General features: G+C 69.8%; 14 protein-coding genes and 1 pseudogene. 4 read left to right on the top strand and 11 right to left on the bottom strand.

Going from position 1 to position 19,081, the window contains the following annotated elements:
* The 4 genes and pseudogenes from AB0K21_RS40285 to AB0K21_RS40270 all read right to left on the bottom strand — a co-directional run.
* A pseudogene (locus AB0K21_RS40285) lies at positions 1-299 on the bottom strand (SAM-dependent methyltransferase); the annotation flags it as partial.
* Positions 300-321: 22 nt separating this feature from the next.
* Positions 322-1,407 carry a cytochrome P450 gene (locus AB0K21_RS40280; protein WP_343962353.1) on the bottom strand — a complete coding sequence of 362 codons (1,086 nt, stop codon included), beginning with the start codon at positions 1,405-1,407 and terminating at the stop codon, positions 322-324.
* Between the two features lie 594 nt (positions 1,408-2,001).
* Positions 2,002-3,180: a globin domain-containing protein gene (locus tag AB0K21_RS40275; protein ID WP_343962355.1), complete on the bottom strand. Its 1,179-nt coding sequence runs from the start codon at positions 3,178-3,180 to the stop codon at positions 2,002-2,004.
* A 71-nt stretch (positions 3,181-3,251) separates the two neighbouring features.
* Positions 3,252-3,680, bottom strand: a complete 429-nt coding sequence (locus AB0K21_RS40270) for an Rrf2 family transcriptional regulator (RefSeq protein ID WP_343962357.1) — start codon at positions 3,678-3,680, stop codon at positions 3,252-3,254.
* 240 nt (positions 3,681-3,920) lie between these two features.
* Between AB0K21_RS40270 and AB0K21_RS40265 the strand changes: the two genes are divergently transcribed.
* A complete protein-coding gene (locus AB0K21_RS40265; RefSeq protein ID WP_343962359.1) occupies positions 3,921-6,287 on the top strand; it encodes a serine/threonine-protein kinase in 2,367 nt (788 codons plus the stop codon).
* Between the two features lie 162 nt (positions 6,288-6,449).
* Here the strand turns inward: AB0K21_RS40265 and AB0K21_RS40260 are convergent, their stop codons facing one another.
* The 5 genes from AB0K21_RS40260 to AB0K21_RS40240 form a co-directional block, all read right to left on the bottom strand.
* Positions 6,450-7,859: a cellulose binding domain-containing protein gene (locus AB0K21_RS40260; protein ID WP_343962361.1), complete on the bottom strand. Its 1,410-nt coding sequence runs from the start codon at positions 7,857-7,859 to the stop codon at positions 6,450-6,452.
* A 90-nt stretch (positions 7,860-7,949) separates the two neighbouring features.
* Positions 7,950-9,245, bottom strand: a complete 1,296-nt coding sequence (locus tag AB0K21_RS40255) for a beta-N-acetylhexosaminidase (RefSeq protein WP_343962363.1) — start codon at positions 9,243-9,245, stop codon at positions 7,950-7,952.
* A gap of 57 nt (positions 9,246-9,302) precedes the next feature.
* Positions 9,303-10,133, bottom strand: coding sequence for a carbohydrate ABC transporter permease (locus tag AB0K21_RS40250; RefSeq protein ID WP_343962365.1), 831 nt, complete (start codon positions 10,131-10,133; stop codon positions 9,303-9,305).
* Entirely contained in the window at positions 10,130-11,119 is a 990-nt protein-coding gene (locus AB0K21_RS40245; protein WP_343962368.1) for a sugar ABC transporter permease, read from the bottom strand. The genes AB0K21_RS40250 and AB0K21_RS40245 overlap by 4 nt, the downstream gene beginning before the upstream one ends.
* A gap of 141 nt (positions 11,120-11,260) precedes the next feature.
* Positions 11,261-12,547 (bottom strand): extracellular solute-binding protein, encoded by a 1,287-nt coding sequence (locus AB0K21_RS40240; protein WP_343962370.1) that lies wholly within the window; start codon positions 12,545-12,547, stop codon positions 11,261-11,263.
* Between the two features lie 137 nt (positions 12,548-12,684).
* Here AB0K21_RS40240 and AB0K21_RS40235 point away from each other — a divergent pair, with 137 nt between their 5' ends.
* The 3 genes from AB0K21_RS40235 (at position 12,685) to AB0K21_RS40225 (ending at position 14,598) form a co-directional block, all read left to right on the top strand.
* Entirely contained in the window at positions 12,685-13,419 is a 735-nt protein-coding gene (locus tag AB0K21_RS40235) for a GntR family transcriptional regulator (RefSeq protein WP_343962372.1), read from the top strand.
* 54 nt (positions 13,420-13,473) lie between these two features.
* Positions 13,474-14,160 (top strand): nucleoside/nucleotide kinase family protein, encoded by a 687-nt coding sequence (locus tag AB0K21_RS40230; RefSeq protein ID WP_343962374.1) that lies wholly within the window; start codon positions 13,474-13,476, stop codon positions 14,158-14,160.
* Between the two features lie 180 nt (positions 14,161-14,340).
* Complete coding sequence (locus AB0K21_RS40225) at positions 14,341-14,598, top strand: hypothetical protein (protein ID WP_343962376.1); 258 nt, start codon at positions 14,341-14,343, stop codon at positions 14,596-14,598.
* Between the two features lie 123 nt (positions 14,599-14,721).
* Here the strand turns inward: AB0K21_RS40225 and AB0K21_RS40220 are convergent, their stop codons facing one another.
* The gene (locus AB0K21_RS40220; RefSeq protein WP_364157700.1) at positions 14,722-17,643 is read right to left on the bottom strand and encodes a BTAD domain-containing putative transcriptional regulator; all 2,922 of its coding nucleotides are present in this window, start codon (positions 17,641-17,643) and stop codon (positions 14,722-14,724) included.
* A gap of 344 nt (positions 17,644-17,987) precedes the next feature.
* On the bottom strand, positions 17,988-19,058 hold the full coding sequence (locus AB0K21_RS40215; RefSeq protein WP_343962380.1) for a tetratricopeptide repeat protein: 1,071 nt from the start codon (positions 19,056-19,058) through the stop codon (positions 17,988-17,990).
* Between the last annotated feature and the right edge of the window lie 23 nt (positions 19,059-19,081).

Below are 19,081 nucleotides of genomic sequence, written 5' to 3'. Positions count from 1 at the left end.
AGGAACTTCCAGCCGCTCTCTTCGAACACGTCCTCCCACTCGGCGAGGGTGGGCAGGTAGACGCCCATCAGGTCGTGGGCGGTCTCGAAGGCCAGGGTGAACACGGGTTTGTCCCGGTCGGGGATGTTGGTGGTCCGCGCGGTGTCGCCGAGCAGGAACCTGCGGACGTTGGGGAACGCCTCGCGCAGTCGGCGTAGCGAGGTCACGCACCGCTCTCGTGGCCAGAAGTCGTGGCCCATCATGAAGCAGGTGAGTACCTCCACCTTCTCCAGGCGGGGGTCCGGGGCCAGGTCACGCACGTCCGCCTTCTCGCGTGGGTGATCAGTTCTCAAAGACCAGCGGCAGGCGCGCCGGGCCACGCATGATCAAAGACGGTGCGAACAGGACATCGCCCCGGGGAACGGCCAGCGACATCCTGGAAAACCGGTCCAGTGTCCTGCTGATGACGATCTTCGCCTCCAGGCGTGCCAGCTGTGCTCCCACGCAGCGATGAATTCCGTGCCCGAACGCCAGGTGGCGCTTGTCCTCCCGCGATATGTCGAAACTGTCGGGAGCCGGATAGCGGGCGGGGTCCCGGTGCGCCGATCCGACCAGCAGCAGGATCGGCTCACGCGCCGGTATCGTGACCCCCGCGATCTCCACGTCGGTGGTGGGAAAACGCCACATGGGCGACGCGGTGGGACCGTCGTACCTGAGCACCTCCTCGATCGCGGAATCGATGAGCGTGGGATCCCGACGTAGCAGTGAACGCTGTTCCGGGTGGTCCAGCAGGGCCAGGAAGGTGCTTCCGACCAGGCGTATGGACGTTTCGTATCCGGCCACGATGATCCCGAACACCGTGGTGAGCAGCTCGTCCTCGTCGAGCGCCCCGGGGGTCCGGCTCGCCCGTATCAGATCGGACAGCAGGTCGGCGCCCAGGTTGTCCTTCTTCCGAAGGATGAGGTCGCCGGTGTACTCGAGCATGGACTCGATGGCGCCGTGCGCCAGGTGACGTTCGGCCGGGTCGGCCGTGAACATCAGGTCTCCCCATTCCCGCAGCCTCGCGCGGTCGCCGGGCGGGGCGCCCACGACGTCGCAGATCAGCCCGACCGAGAGCGGGGTGGCGAGGTGGTTCATGACGTCCACGGGCTCGCCCGTCGGCACGGCGCCCAGGAGGGTGTCCGTCATCTTCTCGATGGCCGCCTCCCACTGGGCGACCCTCCGGCCGCTGAAGGCCGCGGTCGCCGGCTTCCGCAGCCTCGTGTGGTCCGGTGGGTCCAGATTGACCATGGAGCGTTCCGCGACCGTCCCTGAGCCGAAGGCCAGCGAGGCCTCGGTGAAAGCGGGGGACGCGTTCCGGTAGTCGCTGCTGAGGCGGGCGTCCGTGAAACCCTCCCTGACGTCCTCGTACCTGCTGACCAGCCACACGCCGACATCGGTGAACGGAATGGTCGTCCGGAAAACGGGATGGTTCTCTCTGAGCCATCTGTAGGTGGGATAAGGATTCTGGAAGAAATCCGGTGTGAAAACAGGGGGTGTGGTCATCCTGCCGGGTCTTTTCTCTACGGTCGTGCGGTACGGGATTTTCGCGACGAACGCTCGATATGAAGCCGTGCCGATCAACCGGAAATGGCCGGCGGTTCGGCTTCGAATCGTGCGGGGAGTTTTGTTCGTCAGGGCTTCCGGAGAGGTATCCGCTGCTCCGGCCGGAGCGGCGAGACGCATCATCTCACCCTGCGCTGCCTTTGTGTCAATCCCTCGACCTCGAATACGGCCTATATCGCGACGGGGCCGTCAACGCTGATTTCTTCCCCTTCTTGCCTGACCGGAGGATGCCAAGACATTTTTAAGTCGATGCCAACTTTGAGCCCGGACAATGTTGTCCATATATGAGAAGGCGGCGCCTGGAAAAGGAAACCGCGGAAAAGGCCGCTAACTCGATTCGCAGTGTCCCGCCGGTCGCCGCGCCGGCGTGCCCTGTCGGCCGCCGGCGCCGAGCGTCCCCGTCGGCCGGGAGTGTGCTCAGTCCTGACCGAGCCAGAGGTCGGGGCCGAAGACCTCGTAGTGGACGTCGCGGGCGGGCACCCCGTGGTGGAGCAGGTCCGCGCGCACGTCGCGCATGAACGGCAGCGGGCCGCACAGGTAGGCGACGAGGCCGTCGGGCAGGTCGATCGCGGAGAGGTCGGCGTACCCGATACGGGGCGCGGGGTCGCAGGAGCACGCGCCCGCCTTCTCGTACCAGCGGTGCAGGGTCGCGCCGGGGAGCTCGGCGACCAGCCGGACGAGCTCCTCGCGGTGGGCGTGGTCGGCGGGGCTCCGGTCGGCGTGGACGACGACCACCTGGCGGGTGGAGCCGGTGGCCACGAGGTGGTCGAGCATCGACAGTATGGGGGTGATCCCGATCCCGGCGGAGGCGAGCAGCAGCGGGGCGTCACCCGGGGCCAGGGTCAGGTCGCCGTACGGCGCCGAGATGGTGAGCTCGTCCCCGGCCTGGACGTTGGCGTGCAGCCACCCGGAGACCTCGCCGTCGGGCCCCGAGCCGCGGACCCACCTGACGGTGATCCGCCAGTCGTCGCGCTCGGGGGCGCACGACAGGCTGTACTGCCGGATCTGCCGTGCCCCGTCGGGCAGGGTGACCCCGACGCTGACGTACTGCCCGGGGGCGAAGGTGAGCGGGATCGACGGGGCGAGGGTGAAGGAGACGGTGTCCGGTGTCTGGCGCCGCCGCTCCAGGACCGTGGCGCGCAGCCAGGGATCGCCGGGCTCGCGCAGCAGCCGCGCCTCCAGCGCGATCAGCGCGTTGGCCATCAGCCAGTAGACCTCGTCCCAGGCCGCCGCGACCTCGGGGGTGACGGCGTCGCCGAGCACGTCGACGATGGCGGCGAGGAGGTACTTGTGCACGATCTGGTACTGGTCGGGGGTGATCCCGACCGAGGCGTGCTTGTGCGCGATGCGGGCGAGCATCGCGTCGGGCCGCTCGTCGGGCCGGTCGAGCAGCAGGGTGGCGAAGGCGGCGATCGACCCGGCCAGTGCCTGGCGCTGTACCCCACTGGCCTGGTTGCCCCGGTTGAAGAGGTTGTTCAGCAGGTCCGGGTTGTCGGCGAACATCGTCGTGTAGAACCGCCCGGTGATCTCCCCCAGGGCCTGATGGACGGCGGGCAGGGTGGCCCGGACCGTCGCCGCCGATTCAACAGAGAGCATGTCTCCTCCAAATTGGTAAATGATCTTCGTATTAAAGTGTGTGACGACGGAAGGGATTCGGGAGGGAGTGGTCAGGAGAGAGCGACCAGCACGGGACCGGTCGGCGAGCGGACCAGATCGTCCACGGTGAGCGGGTCGAGCGCCGCGTAGAAGGCCCGCTGGGCCTCGCGCAGCGCGCCGCGCAGGCGGCAGGCCGCCCGCAGCGGACACGGTGTGTCGCCCTCGCAGGCGACCACCTCCTCCTCGCCCTCCAGTTCGCGGACCAGCCATCCCAGCGAGGCCTTACGCCCGAAACCGGTCATCTCCAGTCCGCCGCCGCGCCCTCGGCGGGCGTCCACCACACCCAGATGCTGCAGGCGCGCGATGGCCTTGGCCGTGTGGGTGTAGGGGATGGCCATGGCGTCGGCCACCTGTCTGGTGGTGAGGACCGTCCCGGGTTCGGCGACCGCCAGCCGCATGGTCACCCGGAGTGCCAGATCCGTGAACTTCGTCAATCGCACATTAGGACCGTAACAAACATGAATCTCGGGTACCAATTCAGGGGGCGCCTAGGAGGGGCGACCCGCAGGGGAGGCAGGGGAGAACGGCCGTACGGTCTGTGCCCTGCCGGCATTCCCCTCGCAGTCAGGTGTCTCCGACTTCCAAGTGAGGCACAAGTGGGCCCTGTGATCCTGAACATTTGGCGTTGAGCCCGCATGAGATCTCACGTGGGTGCCCGTGACGTGAAGGAGGATGTCGTCATGCCGGACCTTGCGTCCCTGCGGCCCGGGGACCCCGAGAAGGTGCGGGAGTACCGGCTCACCGCGCGCCTGGGCGAGGGCGGCCAGGGGACGGTGTACCTGGGTGTCGCCCCCACCGGGGCCGAGGTCGCGGTCAAGCTGCTCCGTCGTGACCTGGCCCAGAACAGGGAGGCACTGGAGCGCTTCGTGCGTGAGGTCGACACTGCCCGGCGGGTGGCGCCGTTCTGCACCGCCGCGGTGATCGAGACCGGGGTGGACGAGCAGCGGCCCTACATCGTCAGTGAGTACGTCAAGGGGCCGACGCTCGACCATGTCGTCGGCGCCGAGGGCCCCCGCGAGGGCGCGTCCCTGCACCGGCTGGCGATCGGCACGGTGACCGCGCTGGTGGCGATCCATCAGGCCGAGATCGTGCATCGCGACTTCAAGCCGGCCAACGTGCTGCTGGCCGCCGACGGCCCCCGGGTGATCGACTTCGGCATCGCCAAGGCCCTGGACCGCACCTCCTCTCTGACCTCGACGGCGATCGGCACGCCCGCCTACATGACTCCCGAGCAGCTCGCGGGGCGGGCCGCGGGTCCGGCCGCCGACATGTTCGCCTGGGCGGGCACGATGGTCTTCGCGGCCACCGGGCAGCCGCCGTTCGGCGCCGACAGCCTGCCCGCGATCTTCAACCGGATTCTCAACGCCGAGCCGGACCTGTCGGCGATCGCCGACCCGACGCTGCGTGAGCTGGTCGGGCGGTGCCTGACCAAGGACGAGAGCCTGCGGCCCACGGCGGGCGAGGCGCTGATGTGCCTGCTGGGCCACACCGGTCCGGGCACACAAGACATCCAGGACGGTCGGGGCGCACAGGGCGGTCAGGGCGCGTCGCCCTTGGTCTCCCCCCGGGGCATGCTCGCAGAGGGGGTGGCAGCCGCAGCCCAGCGGACCGACCCCGCGTATCCCCCCTACCCGGGCGGACCGCAGAGCGGGGCGTCGTACCGGACGGATCCCGGAAGCCCCCCACCTCACCAGACCGGACCGGGCGGGTACGCGACGCACTGGGCCACTCCGGGGGGATACTCACACCAGGTCGATCCGGGCGGATACCCGCCGCACCAGGCCGGTCCAGGAGGGTATCCGTCATACCAGACCGGACCGAACGGGTATGCGGTTCAACAAACCGAGCCGGGGAGACACCCGCACCGGGCCGGGCCGGGTGGATACCCGCCGCCGCACGGGTTCGCGCCTCAGGGGGCGGTCGCTCCGGCGGGACACGGGGCGCAACAGTTCCCGGGCCGGAAGAGGCGGGTGCGCCGGGGCTGGATCGTGGCCTGCGCCGGACTCGCGCTCACCCTCGTCGCGGTGACGGTCACGGTTCTGGTGCAGAACGGAACCCTCACCGGAACGGGCACCGGCACACGGGTGGCCACCGGGAGCACCACCACTCCCACCGCCACCGCCTCCCCCCGGGCCGTCTCCGCGGTTCCGCCCGCGGACCGGAAGATCAAATTGCCGGGCAGCTCCATCACGATCCATGAGAGTGACAAGGACCCGATCAAGCTCACCTCCTACTTCATGTGGAGGGGAAACGTGCGTTACACCTACACCCGCAGGGCCGGTACCGACGAGTTCGTCAGGGAGCAGTCGTACTACTACTACCGGCTGAACCCCTCGGGCACCCATGCTCTCGCCGTGAACAGCCAGTACAGCGTGGACGGCTACGAGGTCGCCTCGATCGTCGACCACAAGTCCGGGGCGAAGAACGAGGTGAAGATCGCCAAGAAGCCGATCGTCGCGCTCTATCCGCTGTGGTCGCCCGACGGCACCAAGGGGCTGGTCACCCTGTACGAGACGATCAAGGACGACACGCGCGTCTACGGTTACGCGACCATCGACATCGCCACGAAGAAGGCCTCGGTCGTCCGGGTGAAGGAGGTCAGCGGGTCCTGGAGCTACTTCTGGCGGAGTGACAGCCAGGCGGTCGGCGCCTGGACGGTCCGCGACAACGTCGAGAGCATCCGCTTCTACGACCTGCAGGGCACCGTACTGCAGAACCTTTCGGACGTGGACGGTTCGATCTGGGTCGAGGGTGACCCCATAAACCCGTCCGGCACGCTGATGATCACATACTGCGGGGTGACCCAGGAGATCTGCCTCCACTCCACCGGTCCCGGCGCGGAGCTGAAGGCCCGGATCCCGTTCGCGACAGAACGGATCCTCGGCTGGTACGACGACCGGCACGTCGTGGCCTGGCGGAGGCAGAGCTTCGGCTACGAGGCGTTGGTGGTCGACTTCAAGGGCAAGGTGAAACGGGTGCTCGCCGCCAGCACCGACGACAAGGAGTACAAGGACCAGTCGCTGAGCTACACCATGGCCGGCGGCTGATCGGACGGATGCCGCGCCTGGACGCCGGGGATCGCCGGCCGCCCGGCCCGAAGGTTCATGGAAGCGCCGGCACCTGGGAAAGAGGAGGGGGCACGGCCCGCGCCATAGGCGGGCGCGGGCCGTGCGTCCTGGCTGTGCGTCCTGCTCGTGCTGGCAGGGATCTCAGGGGTTGGGCACGGTGTCGACCCAGGAGGTGGAGGCGGAGCGGTAGCCGTTGACCCGGTTCAGCACCTCGGCGGGAGCGACGACCTCGTTCTTGGCGTGGTAGAACCAGTCGACCTGCTGGACGTAGTCGCGCGGGGTCGAAGCGCCGACCAGTCCGCCGCTGATGAACCAGAGGTTGAAGTTGACCGACTGCACCGTCTCCGGGTAGTAGACGCCGCCGTGCTCGGCGAAGAGGGCACCGTCGATGTAGTACCTGATCTGGCCGCCGGAGACCTGGAGGACCAGGTCGTGCCAGCCCGCGTAGCTCTGCCTGGCCTCGGTGTGGACGTTCACCGCCTCCCAGGGCTCGTTGCGGTACGTCTCCCACGACGTGGTGTACATGATGTTGCCGGGCTCGCCCCAGCCGCCGTTGGGCAGGTACTCGAAGTCCTGCTCGCTGTAGTCGGGGTCCATGTCGAAGGCCAGCGGCGTGATCGTGAAGAAGGTCTGCACGACGTGGTCACCGTCGGGGCCGCTGACCGGGGCGTCGGAGAACTTCACCCGGGCCGCGTAGGTGCCTTCGAGGAACTTGCGCCGGTGCAGCACCTCCGACTGCCGGGTGCCCGCACCGGTGCCGTCGGTGACCGCCCTGAGCTGCAGCGCCTTGTTCGTGCCGGAGACCGTGGGGAAGGTCACGTTCTGCTTGGGCCAGCTCGCGCCGGGCACGCCGGGACCGCCGCTGTTGGTGCGCACCGTCCAGTTGTGCGCGGTGAGGCTGGGATCGTCGGCGTCGCCGTACGAGAAGTCGTCGAACACCACCCCGCCGCCCTCGGGGCCGGTGGGCGTGACCGACGGGGTCGGGGACGGGGACGGGGACGGGTCGCCGCCCGTGGGAGAGGTGCCCCAGACCAGGGCGCCGTTCTGGTGGACGGTCACCTTGGTCCAGTCGCCGTAGGTGGTGCGGGCCGGGCCGAAGGAGTAGTCGTCGCTCTGGGTGATCCGCTGCCAGTCGGACCGGTGGAAGCGCAGCTGCAGGTCACCGGTCTGCGCCCCGACCGCGAGGTTCCCCGAGGTGAAGCCCACCTCCAGGTAGCGGTCGGCGGTCGCCGCCGGGGCTGAGAGCGTGCCGAAGGCCCCGGTGACCGTGGAGCAGGAGACCACGGCCCACGAGCACGCGAAGCGGTACTGCGTCGCCCCCGGGTCCGCCTTGAAGTAGTAGCGGATCTTCACGCCGCTCAGCGGCACGGCCGAGGTGCCGCTGTTGACCAGGTTGAACCACGGCTCGACCTGGTCGGCGGTCGCGCCGGTGGCACTCGTCTTGTACTGGAGCCTGAGGGACTGCTGGGCGCTGGCCGGGTTCGCCGCGACGCCCACCAGGGCGAGCAGCACGGCGGACACCAGTCCGCCGAGTAACAGCTTTCTGCGCACGTGTTTTCCTTTCCTGGTGCTTTCTGGGGCCTGGGGGGTTTCCAGGATCGAGGTGCTCCGGGGCCGCTGGACGCCGGTGTCCCGCGGGGGTCAGGGGATGAGCGGTCCACCCCGGACGCCCTGGGCGCTGAGCCGGGCGAGGTGCGGGCCGAGCCGCCGGAGGAAGTCGGGGTAGTCGCCGGGCGAGCCCCAGGCGACCTCGGCGAAGGCGCACATCCTGGGCAGGGCCATGAACTCGACCCGCTCGGGCGTGGGCATGTACTCGGTCCACAACTGGCACTGCACGCCCCGCGCGGCCGGGTCGGGTGCGAACGCGTAGGTGTCGGCCAGGGTGAGGACCCGCTCCTGGGCCGTCGGTGAGTCCGACTCGGCCGGCTGCTCGTCGAAGGGGGCGGCCGAGGGGCGGTAGTCGAAGTACGTCCGGGTGTGCGGTGCCAGGATGATCTCGTTGTCACCGCGGTCGGCCTGCTCGTCCCGCCAGACCATGACCGTCGTGCCGGGCGTCGGCGCGCGGTCGGGCTCATCCCAGCAGACCAGCCTGCGCGAGTGTTTCTCCAGGTGGGCGGCCATCCGGCCGATGAACCAGGCGCACGCGTCCCGCGGTCCGGCCAGCCCCAGCTCGGCCAGCCGCCGCCGCGCCGCGGGACTGCGCTCCCACTCGACGGTGGGGCACTCGTCCCCGCCGACGTGCACGTACGTGCTGGGAAAGAGGTCGCAGACCTCGTCGAGCACGTCCTGGCAGAAGCGGACCGTGGACTCCTCCAGGTTGAGGACGTGCTCGCTGATCCCCCACTCCGACCAGACCTCCACCTGGCGGGACGGGTCGTTGCCCAGGTGGGGGTAGGCGGCGATGGCGGCCTGGGCGTGGCCGGGCATCTCGATCTCGGGCACCACCGTGACGAAGCGCTCCGCCGCGTAGGCGACGATCTCCTGGATGTCCTGCCGGGTGTAGAACCCCCCGCGCCGGGCGCCGATCTCGGTGAGCCTGGGATGGCGCTTGATCTCCAGCCGCCACCCCTGGTCGTCGGTCAGGTGCAGGTGCAGCACGTTGAGCTTGTGCTCGGCGAGCAGGTCGACGAGGCGCAGCACGAACGCCTTGGGCATGAAGTGCCGGGCGACGTCCAGCATCACCCCGCGCCAGGCGAACCTCGGCCGGTCCTCGATCGTCCCGTACGGCACCTCGGGCCCCAGCTGGGCGAGGGTCCGCGAGCCGTAGAAGCGGCCGGCCGGGCCGCCGGCGGTGAGCTCGACGCCCGAGGGGGAGACGTCGAGGCGGTAGCCCTCCTCGTCGAGGGACGGATCGTCGGGCATCAGCCGCAGCAGGTCCCGCCGGAACGCGCCGGAGCCTCCGTCGACGGCCACTTGCCGCGGCCTCGGAATGATCACGTTGGTCTTCCCTTCACGGCACCCCTTGAGGGCGCGCCTGTGGACGGACGGTGGGACCTATCCCTTGACGGCGCCGGCGATCATCCCTGAGGTGACCCTGCGCTGCAGGACGAGGAAGATCAGCAGCACCGGCAGCATGAAGAGGGTCGAGGCGGCCATGGTGGCGCCCCAGTCGGTGCCGAAGACGTTGCTGAAGGAGGAGAGCCAGACGGGCAGCGTCCGGTCGCCCTGGTTCTTGATGATCAGTGCGTTGGCGAAGGCGAACTCGTTCCACGCGGTGATGAAGCCGAACAGGGAGGTGGACATCAGGCCGGGGGCGAGCAGCGGCAGGACCACCCTGCGGAAGGCGGCCGTCCTGTCGCACCCGTCCATCAGCGCCGCCTCCTCCAGCTCGGGAGGGATCGAGGCGAGGAACCCGCGCAGGGTCACGATGGTGAACGGCAGCGTCGTCATGAAGTAGATCAAGGTGAGCATCGACAGCCTGTCGAGCATCCCGGTGTCGCGGGCGATGATGAACATCGACACCAGCAGCGCCTCCCAGGGAGCCATCTGGGCGATGAAGACCATCAGGACGAACGCCCTGCGCCCGCGCCAGCGCATCCGGGCCACCGCGAACGCGGCGAGCAGCGCGACCACCAGCGCCAGCAGCACCGCGCTCGCGGTGACGGTGAGACTGTTGCCGCAGAACGTCCAGAAACCGTCGGCGCTCACCGCGGTCGCGAAGTGCTCCAGGGTGGGGTGGGCGGGCCAGAAGGTCGGGGTCTGCGACTGGATGTCCCTGGTGGGCTTGAACGCGGTCAGCACCATCCAGTAGACGGGGAAGATCGAGACGGCCAGCACGGCCAGGGCCGCGAGGTTCAGCGGTACGCGGCGCAGCGGGACGGTCACAGGTGCTCTCCCTCGTGCTTGAGCATCCGCCGGAGATGGGTGATCAGGAGGGCGACCAGGATCAGCACGGTCAGGCTGGAGATCGCCGAACCGAGGTCGTACCTGTGCAGCGACTGCGCGACCTGGAACGCGTAGACGGGCAGGGTGGTGGTGGCCTCCTCCGGGCCGCCCTTGCTGATCGCCCAGATCTGGGCGAAGCACTTGAACACCCAGATCACCTCCAGCGAGGTGATCAGGCCGAAGAGCGGCCGCAGGATGGGGAAGGTGACGGTGGTGAAGACCTGCCACCCGCTCGCGCCGTCGATCCGCGCGGCCTCGTACAACTCGGCGGGGACGGTGGTCAGGCCCGCGTACAGGGTGAGCGCGGCGAACGGCACGGACTGCCAGACGACCAGGGCGACCAGGATGGCGAAGGTGGAGGTGCCGTGGGCGAACCAGGTGTAGTCCCTGAAGGACTCTAGGCCCAAGGTGACCAGCAGCCAGTTGACCACCCCCAACCGTGACTGGAAGAGCCACTGGAAGATCGTGGTGGCGGCGAGGACGGGGGTCGCCCAGGTGAGCACCAGGCCGCCCATCACGGCCAGTCGCATCCTGCGGCCCAACCGGGCGATCATCAGTGCCACCACGGTGGAGACGACCATGATCAGGACGACGTTGACGGCGGTCCAGAGCAGGGTCCTGCGCACCACGGCCCAGAACTCCGCTCCGCCGAGCACCCGCGCGTAGTTGTCCAGGCCGACGAACGCCGCTCCGCCGCGGATCAGCTCGCCGGTCCTGAAGTGCTGGAAGGAGATGACGACGCTACGGACCAGCGGGTAGAGCAGCAGGTAGGCGGTGCCCGCCAGGGTCGGCGCGATCAGCAGGTAGGGCCAGAGGCCGTTCAACCGGGACGGCCGCGCGCCGGGTCGCGACGCGGGCGGCGCGGGCGCGGTGGCGTCCCGGTCACGGGCACGCCGCCGGGGCGGGGCCTGGGAGGCAGCGGGCATGGCACTCCTCGGAACGGAGGGTACGGGGGTGGCGGTACGGGGCCTGCGCGGACCGGCACGGGGCGCGTGGGCGGTGCGGGGAAAGCCGGGTGACCCGCGCGGGGGAGCCGCCCCGCGCTCGATCGGTCCGCCGGGCGGGTGTCAGGACGTGGTGTTGAGGATCTCGGCGATGCCCTGGTCCACCTTGGCGGCCTCGACGGCGGCGTCACCCCCGGTGAGCACCCTGGTCAGATACTCCTTGATCAGGTTCTTGGCCTCGACCGCGGCCCAGTTGGGGGAGTTGGGGGTGGCGTGTCCGCTCGCGGCGCCCGCCGCCATCGCGGCCGTCGCCTCGTTGCCGCTCAGCGCGTCCGCAAGGGAGACGCGGTTGGGCACATAGCTCATCTCCTTGGCCATGTCGACCTGGAACCTCTCGCCCGCCAGCGCCTTGACCACCTGGTAGGCCGCCTCGTGGTTCTTCGAGGCCTCGGGGATGACCAGGTCGGAGCCGCCGGTGAACACCGCGCCCGGCCTGTCGGCGGTCTTGCCCGGGATCGGGAAGAACCCGAGCTTGCCCTTCAGTTCCGGGTTGGCCTTCTCGATCGCCACCGCGCCACCGGGCGCGGAGATGAGCTGGGCGACGTCGCCCTTGGCGAAGACGTCGGCCTGCGGCGGCCTGGCCTCGTCGGAGTCCTTGGGGCCCTTGCCCAGCGCCTGGAGGTTCCGGTAGAACTCGACGCCGGCCAGCGCCTGGGGGGTGCCGAGGCCGCCCTTCCAGGTGCCGCCCTCGTTGACCGCGAGGTCGCCGCCCTCGTCCCAGATGAATCCCGCCAGGGTGTACCAGTTCTGGCCGGGCAGGTAGATGCCCTGGTCGCCGCCCTTGTTGAGGTCGGCCGTGATCTCCAGCCACTCCTGCCTCGTCTTCGGCGGGGCGGTGATGGACGCCTTGGCGAACAGGTCCTTGTTGTAGATCACCACCCGGTTGGCGGCGTACCACGGGATGCCGTACTGGCGCCCGTCGATCCTGCCCGGTTCGGCCAGGCCGGGCAGCCAGTCGCCGCCGCCCAGGTCGGCGACCTTGTCGGTGAGATCCTTCACCCCGCCGCTGGCGGCGTACTCGGCGACCTGGGTGTTTCCGACCTCGATGACGTCCGGGGCGTCATTGCTGGCCAGGGCGCTGGTCACCTTCTGCCCGATGCCGTCCCACTCCTGGATCTGGATGTCGAGGGTGACGCCCGGATGGGCCGCCAGATAGTCGGTGCGGAAGCGGTCGAGCAGGGCGTCGGAGAAGCTGTCCCGCATGACCCACACGGTCAGGTTCGTGGCGCCCTGCCCGGCGCCGGCCGAGCCGGGCGAGTCCGCGGAGGGGGACGGCTCGGAGGAGCCGCATGCGGTGAGGCCGGCGGCGAGTGTCAGCACTGCCGCGGTGGCGCGGAGGCGGTACCCCATCGGTACTCCAAGAGGTCATGTATTGGTAAGTAATTGGCCTGCTTCGCATAGGGTGGCCCTTACCAGTTCCGTCGTCAAGGCTTGTTTTTCCGCGGATGACTGGTAACTAATAGGTAATGTCTAGGTAAGGTGGGGGCGTGACGCTAAACATGAGGTCCGGGCTCAAGCGCGACCGGGTGCGCGATGTCCTGCTCGACTTCATCGCCGACATGAAGCCGGGCGAGGCGATCCCCTCGGAGCGGGATCTCTGCAGGGAGCTCGGAGTCTCCCGGCCCACGGTGCGCGCGGCGATCGACGACCTGGTCAGGTCGGGGTTGCTCGTCCGCGAGCGGGGGCGCGGCACCTTCACCGGGCCGCACCGGGTCACCCAGGCGCTGGCGTCGACGACGGGCAACTCGTTCTACGCGCCACCGGCCGAGGGCAACTGGCTCAGCCGCATCCTGGAGTTCGGCTCCGCCCCCGCGGGCGCGCGGCTCGCCGCCCGGCTCCAGCTCTCTCCCGCCGACCCCGTCCTGAGGGTCGTCCGGCTGCGCGTCGTCGACGACGAGCCCATGGCCATCGAGCGCATCCACCTGCCGCACGCCCTGGTCGACGGCCTCGTCCCGGCCGACATGGAGTCGGGGTCGTTCTACCGGTTCCTCCGGGAACGTTTCAACGTCGACGTCCGCACCGCGGTGCAGACGATAGAGCCCACGGTCACCGACGAGACCGAGGCCGAGCTGCTGCACGTCCCCCAGTACGCCCCGGCCCTGCTCTTCGAGCGCACCACCCGCGACGTCGGTGGCCGGATCGTCGAGTTCACCCGCTCGATCTACCGGGGCGACCGCTACCGGGTGACCTCCGAACTCTCCTTCAACGCCGACTCCGGCTGACTCCGGCGGTTCTTCCGCTGGAGGCCGGGGGGCGGCTCGGCTAGGTTCGGGGAGGTGACCTCCCTCGACGACCTCGCCGCGCGGGCCCGCTCCCTCGTACGGGAGGGGCACCGCGCGCTGCTGGGCATCACCGGCGGCCCGGGGGCCGGCAAGACCACCCTCGCCGAGCACCTGGTCGCGATGCTGCGCCCGACGCCTCCCGAGGGACTGCCGGCGCGGGAGTGGGTGGCGCACGTGCCGATGGACGGCTTCCACCTCGCCGACGTCGAGCTCGACAGGCTCGGTCGCCGCGACCGCAAGGGGGCGCCCGACACCTTCGACGTCGCCGGCTACGCGGCACTCCTCCGTAGGCTGCGCGAGGACGAGGACGACGTGATCTACGCGCCCGCGTTCGAGCGTGACCTGGAGCAACCGGTCGCCGGCAGCATCCCGGTCCCGCGCGCCGCCAGGCTCGTCGTCACCGAGGGGAACTACCTGCTGCTCGACCAGGGTGACTGGTCGCGCGTGCGGCCGCGTCTGCACGAGGTCTGGTACTGCGACCTCGGCCCCGAGGAGCGGGTGCGCCGCCTCGTCTCCCGCCACGAGCACTTCGGCAAGGACCGCGACGACGCCGTCGCCTGGGTGCTGGGCACCGACCAGCGCAACGCCGACCTCGTCGCCACCACCCGCTTCCGCGCCGACCTCGTCATCCCCGACGCCGTCATCCGCTCGGTCGGCGCCTCCGCGGAGGCGTCCGGCTGACCACGCCGCTCACCGCCCGAACCGAAACGATCGGGCGGCGTGTGAGCCTGTGCGTACCGCATCGGAGTGGACAGCCGAACCGAACGTGACTCGGTCAAAGTCTTGATCATCGATGTGGTTCGTTTTTCCTGAGATAGGGCGATATCTCCGCCATATCATCCGCGCATTCCGGGAGAGCACATGTCCGTTACCCGCTGTTTTGTCACCGCCATCCTCGCCGTCTCGGCGGTGGCGCTCGCCGCGCCGGCCGCGTCCGCCGACCCCGGCCCCGCTCCCGGCGCGATCCCGCCCTGGTCCCCGCTGTCCGAAGACTACGAGCCCTCCGGGACGCTGACCGTCAATAACGGCGACCGCACGGAGACCTGGACGTGGGAGCCCGGCCATCAGAGTTACCAGAGCTCCGAGAGCAGTTCCAGGCAGTCCAGGCAGAGGGAGTGACGGGGCCCCTCAGGACGTGCGGCATCCGGGTCTCGGAGATCGGGAGATGCGGCTCCTGCCCAAGCGGTTGAGCGCTCACGTGCCCGCCCGGTCCGCTTCCAGGTCGGCTTTCACGAGATCAAGTCACCGTTCCGTGCCGGTGGGCAGGTGGTAGGAGATGGGCTCGGACCACCGCTCGTCCTGCAGAAGGTGCGCGCGGGCGGTGGCGCGGTAGAGCCGTCCGGTTGTTCTGTGCTCGACGGTGATCGCGGGCCACACCGCCCGGCGGCACGTCGTGAGGGAGCCCGGCCCGTTGAGACGGTGTTGCGCGGAGAGCTGTTCCATCCGGATGGTGTGGTGCTCCGCGCGCGGGTGGTCGAGACACTCCAGTGCCTGCCGTGCCAGGATCAGGTGGGCCAGGATCTCGACGATCACCATGCCGTGGGCCTGGGCGAGCCGCAGCAGCTCGGTTCCGATCCTCAGCCGGTCGGCGGCACCGTCACCGTCACCGCGGAAGGTGTACAGGTGACGGGCGTTGAGCGCCCCCGCCAGAGCCTCCGGGTCCTTCAGTCGCCTGGCCATGGCCAGCGCCTCGTCGGCCGCCTTGGCGCCTCTCATCGCCTCATCGCCCTCGAAGCCCACGAGCTCGAAGGCGAGTGAGGTGAGCAGCGAGCACCGTGCCGCGCGGTCGCCCTCGGGCAGCTGGGAGAGCGTCTCCTCGATCACCCGGACGACCTCGGGAGAGTCCTCGCCGCCCCCCTCTGTGCGGTATGCCGTCGGCACGTCCAGGGCGCCGACGACCCGTGCGGTCAGCTCGTGGTCGGCGTGCGGAAGGGCCAGTTGGATCGCCCGTTTCCGCAGCTTCCTGGCCTCGTCCAGCTTGTTGCAGAGCGCCAGGGCCCTGACCCGTCCCACGAGCAGTTCCGGATCCTTCTCGTCCGTGAGCTCGATGGCCTGCCCCCAGAAGGAAGCCGCCTCGCGGTACGCGAAGCGCTGCTCGGCCCGCTCGGCGGCGAGCACGCAGTGGCGCGCGGCGGCTGAGGGCTCCCCGCCCGCGACGAAGTGGTGGACCAGGGCGGAGACCCCGCGCGGACGGAGCCGTTCGAGGGACGCGGCGACTCTGCCGTGGGTGCGGATCTGCCGCATGCGGGACATGTCATCGTAAAGCGCGTCCCGGGTGAGGGCATGGGTGAAGCGGAGCCCGCCGCCTTCGGGCTCGGCGAGCAGTCCGGCCGCCAGGGCCGTCTCGACCGCTTCCACGACGGGTTCCTCGCCGTTGCCGTTCAGATCTATCAGCACGTCGATGTCGAAGTCCCTGCCGATGACCGCCGCCTCGCTCAGCACCCCCCGCATGGACGCGGGCAGGCGGGCGAACCTGCGCCGGAGCACGTCACGCACTCCCGGGGGGACGGTCGACAGGGCGGCGTCCTCGCCCTCCGCGGCGATCAGGCGGGCGGTCTCACGCAGGAAGAAGGGGTTGCCGCCGGTGCGGCCGGTCACGGCGGCGAGCGTGCCCGGCGTCACCGTCGTGCCCGAGACGGCGGCCAGCAGGCTGCCGGCCGCGTCCTGGTCGAGCCCGTTCAGGACGATGCGGACCGGCTCGTGGCGGGCCAGCGCGGCCAGCGTCTCGGCCAGTCCGTCCGCCTCCTCCTCGCGGAAGGTGCCGACGATGAGGACTTCGGTGTTTCTCAGCTCGGAGGCCAGGTCCACGAGGGTGGCCAGTGTCTCCTCGTCGGCGCGATGTAAATCGTCAAGGACGAGCAGCAACGGCGAGACCCGGGCCGCGTCCGCGAAGTACACCGCGAGGTCGCGGCGGAGCCGGAACCGCTCGGAGGTGAGGTCCGCGTCGCCGTGGGCGGAGCGCGGAGCGTCCGGATCGGCGAGCAGCCGCCGGATCTGCGCGGCCACCCTGTCAGCGGGGGCCACCTGAGCGGTGAGGAGACGCAGAATCTCCACCCACGCCCATCCGGCCGGAGCCCCGCCGGTCTCCGGGCACCGGCCGACGGCGACCTGCCAGCCCAGGCGCGAGTATCCGGCCATGGCCGCCTTCACCAGGGCGGACTTCCCTATGCCCGCCTCACCGCTGATCAGCGCGATGCCCCGGGACATTCCGGAGAGCAGGCCCAGTTCTCTCTCCCTGCCGAAGATCTGGTCGCCGGTCTCCGGACCCGCAGCGCCCTTCGCCTCGCCGGCCTTCTCCGGCGGGAACCACGCGGTGGAGGAGGTCACGCGCTCCGACGATTCGTTCGCGGCGGCCGGTCGCGCTATCGCGGAGGATTGCGAGAGGATGTCGGCTTCCAGTTGTTGCAGCCTCGGGCTCGGGTCGATGCCGAGTTCCTCGACCAGGGTGTGGCGGGCCTGCCTGAGCGCGACGAGCGCGTCCCCCTGCCGGCCCTGGTTGTAGAGGGCGATCGCGAGCAGCCGCCACCCCTCCTCCCGCAGCGGGTGTTCGGCGAGGTGGGCGCGTAGGTCGGCGACCACGGCACCCGGCGAGTCGAGCGCGATCGCGGCGTTCGCGCGGTGCTCGACGGCCATGGCGTGCAACTCGTCCAGGCGGGTGATCTCGGGCAGCGCCCAGTCGGATGTGGTGAACTCGGCGTACGCCGGTCCCCGCCAGATCCCGAGCGCCATGTCGAATTCGCGCAGGGCCGCGCGGGTGTCTCCCGCGCCCAGGAACGCGGCTCCCCTGCGCACCATGTCCTCGAACCGCCAGGCGTCGACATCCTCGCTCCGGATGGCGTAACCGGGAGAGACGGTGACCAGTACCCGGGGCGGGACGCCCGTCGCGCGGCCCGATTCCAGGACGCGCCGTAGGTTGGAGATGTAGGAGTGCACCGAGGCGACGGCGCTTCCCGGAGGGTGGTCGCCCCACAGGTCGTCGATCATGCGCGCGGTCGGCACGACCCGGCCACGGGCGACCAGTAGCCGCCCGAGAACCGAGCGCTGTCGTGGTGCGCCGAGGTTCACCGGCCCGTCGGCGCCGACCACTTCGAACGCGCCAAGAATCCGAAACGCCACCATTAATTCCAACCCAGCATTGAGCGTCGGCAGGTCTGAACCTGGCACGTGCCATTTCCGGAGTTCGGACGCGGCGATGCCGGGGACTGCCGCGCGGGTGTGTCCACACCGCGTGACCGCCTCAGGACATCATTTTGGAGAGGTTCCTGGCGGGGGCGGCTCGTCGTAGTGGACGGACAGGCCAAGGTCGGACTGACATGACATGGGTGTCTTCCTGTGAGCGCAGCTTGGTTCTGGGGGCGACCCAAGCGGTTAGAACGCGGACAGGATCACCGATCATCCTTAAGGAAAGCTTGGAATCCACTACAAAGCGCTGGTAGCGGGCCTGCTGTCAGGGCGGTTCCAGCCACTCCCGGGCGCGTTCCGGTGCCGGTCCGCTGTGCGTCGCCGCTTCACCGGGCTTTTGGTGAGCTCGTCGACCGACGGCAGGCGCCGAGGTTTTCGAGGCAGGCCAGCCGGACGGGGTGGTCCCGTTCCACCATGCCGTCGAGCAGGTTCAGCGCCCGCTCCAGGAGCGTCACGGCCTCCTTGGGCCGGCCGCTCCCGCGCAGGGTCGCCGCGAGATTGTTCAGGGTCAGGGCCAGTTCGGGATGGTCCTCGCCCAGGAGCCCTTCCTTGATCGTGAGCACCCTGCGATAGGTCGCCTCGGCCGTTCCCAGGTCCCCCCTGGCGTACTGGAACGCGGCGAGGTTGTTCAGAGTCGACGCGACCTCGTAGTGCTCCGGCCCGAAGCACTCCTCGAAGACGGCGAGGGCGTCGCGCAGCAGCCGCTCGGCCTCCTCCTCCTCGCCGAGTTCGCGCAGGATCGCGGCGAGCGCCACCTGGTCGCCGGAGACCTCGGGGTGGGCGGGGCCGCGTACCAGCCGCCGGATCTCCACCGCGCGGCGGGCGAAGGGTTCGCCGAGCGCGTGGGTGCCGCGTGCGTGGTTCAGCCCGCCGAGATTGTGGTTGATGTCGGCGAGGTAGGGATGGTCCGTGCCGTGCAGGGCTTCGACGATCCGCAGAGCGCGCTGGTACGACCGCTCGGACTCGTCGAACCGACCGGTGTACTTGTGAAGTACCCCCAGGCTGTTGCAGACCCGGACGACCTCGAGGGAGTCAGGGCCGCAGGATGCCTCCGCCAGGACCAGAGCGTCCCTGAGCATCACGTCGGCGTCTCCGTAGCGCCCCCTGGTCCGCAGCAGATCGGCGTGGTCCACAGTCACCCGTAGCCGGACCTTCGGATCGCCCGTCCAGGTGGCCTTGGCAGCGCGTTCGAGGTGGCGTTCGGCCTCGTCATGGCGTCCAAGGCGCAGGCACAGCCGACTCGCGAGCAGCAGGGCGTCGGCGAGGTCGTCACCAGCGTCCGCGTGGCCCGCGCGGACGCCGTCGGTGAGATCGCGGACGGCGACCATGGCGCCGTCGTACGCCTCCGCATAGCGGCCTGCCCGCTCGTGCTCACGGGAGAGGTCGAGCTCCGTCATGGCGGTCCTGCTGGACCGTGTCT

Source organism: Streptosporangium sp. NPDC049248 (assembly GCF_040678965.1).
In the GTDB taxonomy this organism is placed as follows: domain Bacteria; phylum Actinomycetota; class Actinomycetes; order Streptosporangiales; family Streptosporangiaceae; genus Streptosporangium; species Streptosporangium fukuiense.
Note: the sequence above shows the minus strand (reverse complement) of the source record. Positions and strands in the feature narration are given on the sequence as shown.

Excerpts from the sequence above, each read along its gene's own strand:
- AB0K21_RS40275 (WP_343962355.1), bottom strand. The coding sequence starts at position 3,180 with ATGCTCTCTGTTGAATCGGCGGCGACGGTCCGGGCCACCCTGCCCGCC.
- AB0K21_RS40265 (WP_343962359.1), top strand. The coding sequence starts at position 3,921 with ATGCCGGACCTTGCGTCCCTGCGGCCCGGGGACCCCGAGAAGGTGCGG.
- AB0K21_RS40245 (WP_343962368.1), bottom strand. The coding sequence starts at position 11,119 with ATGCCCGCTGCCTCCCAGGCCCCGCCCCGGCGGCGTGCCCGTGACCGG.
- AB0K21_RS40240 (WP_343962370.1), bottom strand. The coding sequence starts at position 12,547 with ATGGGGTACCGCCTCCGCGCCACCGCGGCAGTGCTGACACTCGCCGCC.
- AB0K21_RS40225 (WP_343962376.1), top strand. The coding sequence starts at position 14,341 with ATGTCCGTTACCCGCTGTTTTGTCACCGCCATCCTCGCCGTCTCGGCG.
- AB0K21_RS40215 (WP_343962380.1), bottom strand. The coding sequence starts at position 19,058 with ATGACGGAGCTCGACCTCTCCCGTGAGCACGAGCGGGCAGGCCGCTAT.